This window comes from Neorhizobium sp. BETTINA12A (assembly GCF_023006485.1).
Classification (GTDB): Bacteria; Pseudomonadota; Alphaproteobacteria; order Rhizobiales; family Rhizobiaceae; genus Neorhizobium.
In genome coordinates, this window is sequence record NZ_JALBGW010000296.1 from 1 (window position 1) to 2508 (window position 2508).

A 2508-nucleotide genomic window follows, 5' to 3' on the forward strand; every position below is an offset into this window, starting at 1 on the left:
AGGTTGACCACGCCGCGGACCATCTGGTCTGCGTGACGCGGATCGACGCCGAGATTCATGGAGATTTCGACGGTTTCGTCGAACTTCGCCGTGGCGCGAACCTTGACCATCGAAATGGCTTCCGTCAGGGCGACCAGCTTGGTCGGATCGACGCCTTCGCGGATCTTCTGAATACGCTTTGCAAGCTTTACCATGTTAAGCCACCACTTCCAGGCCCATGGCGCGGGCAGAGCCCTCGATCATGGCCATTGCGCCTTCGAGATCGGCCGCGTTCAGATCCTTCATCTTCGCCTGGGCGATGGTCTGGATCTGAGCCTTGGTCAGGGTGCCAGCCTTGGCGCCCTTGCCCGGGGTCTTCGAACCCGAGGTGATCTTCGCTTCCTTCTTCAGCCAATAGCTGACCGGAGGCTGCTTCATCGCGAAGGTGAAGGACTTGTCCTGGAAATAGGTGATGACGACCGGGATCGGCATGCCCTTTTCCATTTCCTGCGTGGCGGCGTTGAACGCCTTGCAGAATTCCATGATGTTGATGCCGCGCTGACCAAGTGCAGGACCGATCGGCGGGGACGGATTGGCCGACCCTGCCTTTACCTGCAGCTTGAGGTGGCCCATAACTTTCTTAGCCATAACTCTCTGCCTTTCGAGAGACCGGTTACCCGGCTCATTAGAGACCGGTTTCCCGGTCCGACATGCCGGCTTTCACCGGCGGCTGCGGTTGCGTGGTTCGGACAAAATGCCCGGCTAAGGCACCGCTCCTCCCACGCGTTTGCGGCAAACGCCGCACGAGGCCCGCTGCGCAAACAGCAGGCCCCATTTCGAAATTCATCAGACCTTTTCGACCTGGGCGTATTCCAGCTCGACCGGGGTCGCACGGCCGAAGATCGAGACCTCGACCTTGAGGCGCGAACGTTCTTCGTCGACATCCTGTACGGTGCCGTTGAAGGACGCGAAAGGACCGTCGGAAACGCGGACCTGCTCGCCGATCTCGAAGGTGATCGAGGACTTCGGCCGCTCGACACCTTCCTGGACCTGGCCGAGGATGCGCTCGGCTTCGAAGTCCGGGATCGGCACCGGCTTGTTGTCGGAACCAAGGAAGCCGGTAACCTTCGGCGTGTTCTTGATCAGGTGATAGGCTTCATCGGTCAGGTTGGCCCGAACCATGACGTAACCCGGAAAGAACTTGCGCTCGGAATCAACCTTACGGCCGCGGCGCACCTCGACGACCTTTTCGGTCGGCACGAGGATCTTTTCGAACAGGTGCTCAAGCCCCTTCTGGCGAGCCTTGTTCTCGATGTCCTCGGCCACCTTCTTCTCAAAATTAGAATATGCGTGGACGATGTACCAACGCGCCGCCATCTTTATTCTCCAGGATCAAACGCTGACGTTCAGTACGAGACGGAGCAACCATCCCATAAGCTGGTCTGCAGCGAAGAAAAACAGCGCAGCGAACACAACCATAACCAGAACCATGGCCGTGGAAATCATGGTCTCACGACGAGACGGCCAATGGATTTTCGTCGTCTCGGAGCGTACTTGGCGCAGAAACGTAACGGGATTGGTTTTGGATGCCATAGATTGCCCACGCAATTACGGCGCGTAAAGCTGAACTCTCTCAGCCCCACGCACCGCGTGTCTGTTTTGATCTACATAAACACCCCTTCCTCTTTACACAAGAGGGAAAACAGTGTTCGATGAAATTTCGCCGTTTTGCACGACGGCCATTTCCCGACAATTCCGCTGCGGATAATCTCGCGCCAATCATCTGGAAATGGCAGGGGCGGCCGGGCTTGAACCGACGACCTGCGGTTTTGGAGACCGCCGCTCTACCAACTGAGCTACACCCCTTCAACCTTGGCGGAAAGTAAACCGGAAACTCCGGCTCGCCGCCAACTGGCTAGGCGCTCCCTTTAAGGGGATGCGCTGCGCTTTGCAAGCGCATTTTTGAATATCCGAACCGTTCACCTGAGCTTTCGGCCCAACCTCGGATGTCTCCGCCATCCGGGCCACCGAAAGCACCTCTTCCGCAGCCAGTCACCGAGCGGAGACTTGCTGCGCCTGATGATCTCGCCCCCCACTCCGTCCGTATGCGCCCCAGAAAATATGTCTCTTCAAGGGTGCGTACGATTGACAGTGGCCACAGAGCACGACGGCGGCAGCGCACCAGCCCCTGGGCACCGTGGCGCCGCAGGTTGCGTGTCCGTGGCCGGCGGGCCGCCATCCCATGAGCTCGGCAGGCTGTGATATGTCGGGCGCCGGAACGCCGTTTCCGTTACGAGAACGACCTGTTTTCGACATGCTGACTCCGGGTGAACCTCCCAATTGCCAGAGGGTCAGGGCCGAATGCAAAAGGCCCCGCCGTCGCCGGCAGGGCCTTATCTATTCCAATGTCGCTATCGATTACTCGACGATCGAGGCGACGATGCCGGCGCCGACGGTGCGGCCGCCTTCGCGGATTGCGAAGCGCAGCTTTTCTTCCATCGCGATCGGGTTGATCAGCGTCACCTTAAC

At 58.9% G+C, this 2508-nt stretch carries 3 protein-coding genes, 1 tRNA gene and 2 pseudogenes; all 6 read right to left on the reverse strand.

Translation table 11 applies throughout. From position 1 onward, the window contains the following. A pseudogene (locus MOV61_RS29470) lies at nucleotides 1-194 on the reverse strand (50S ribosomal protein L1); the annotation flags it as partial. 1 nt (nucleotide 195) lies between these two features. Next, nucleotides 196-627: a 50S ribosomal protein L11 gene (gene rplK / locus MOV61_RS29475; protein WP_037088457.1), complete on the reverse strand. Its 432-nt coding sequence runs from the start codon at nucleotides 625-627 to the stop codon at nucleotides 196-198. A 198-nt stretch (nucleotides 628-825) separates the two neighbouring features. Then, the gene (nusG, locus tag MOV61_RS29480) at nucleotides 826-1356 is read right to left on the reverse strand and encodes a transcription termination/antitermination protein NusG (RefSeq protein WP_007770615.1); all 531 of its coding nucleotides are present in this window, start codon (nucleotides 1354-1356) and stop codon (nucleotides 826-828) included. Nucleotides 1357-1371: 15 nt separating this feature from the next. Beyond that, on the reverse strand, nucleotides 1372-1572 hold the full coding sequence (gene secE, locus MOV61_RS29485; protein ID WP_038542111.1) for a preprotein translocase subunit SecE: 201 nt from the start codon (nucleotides 1570-1572) through the stop codon (nucleotides 1372-1374). Between the two features lie 197 nt (nucleotides 1573-1769). Then, nucleotides 1770-1845 (reverse strand) — tRNA-Trp (locus tag MOV61_RS29490). Between the two features lie 552 nt (nucleotides 1846-2397). Continuing rightward, a pseudogene (locus MOV61_RS29495) lies at nucleotides 2398-2508 on the reverse strand (elongation factor Tu); the annotation flags it as partial.

Excerpts from the sequence above, each read along its gene's own strand:
- rplK (WP_037088457.1), bottom strand. The coding sequence starts at position 627 with ATGGCTAAGAAAGTTATGGGCCACCTCAAGCTGCAGGTAAAGGCAGGG.
- nusG (WP_007770615.1), bottom strand. The coding sequence starts at position 1,356 with ATGGCGGCGCGTTGGTACATCGTCCACGCATATTCTAATTTTGAGAAG.
- secE (WP_038542111.1), bottom strand. The coding sequence starts at position 1,572 with ATGGCATCCAAAACCAATCCCGTTACGTTTCTGCGCCAAGTACGCTCC.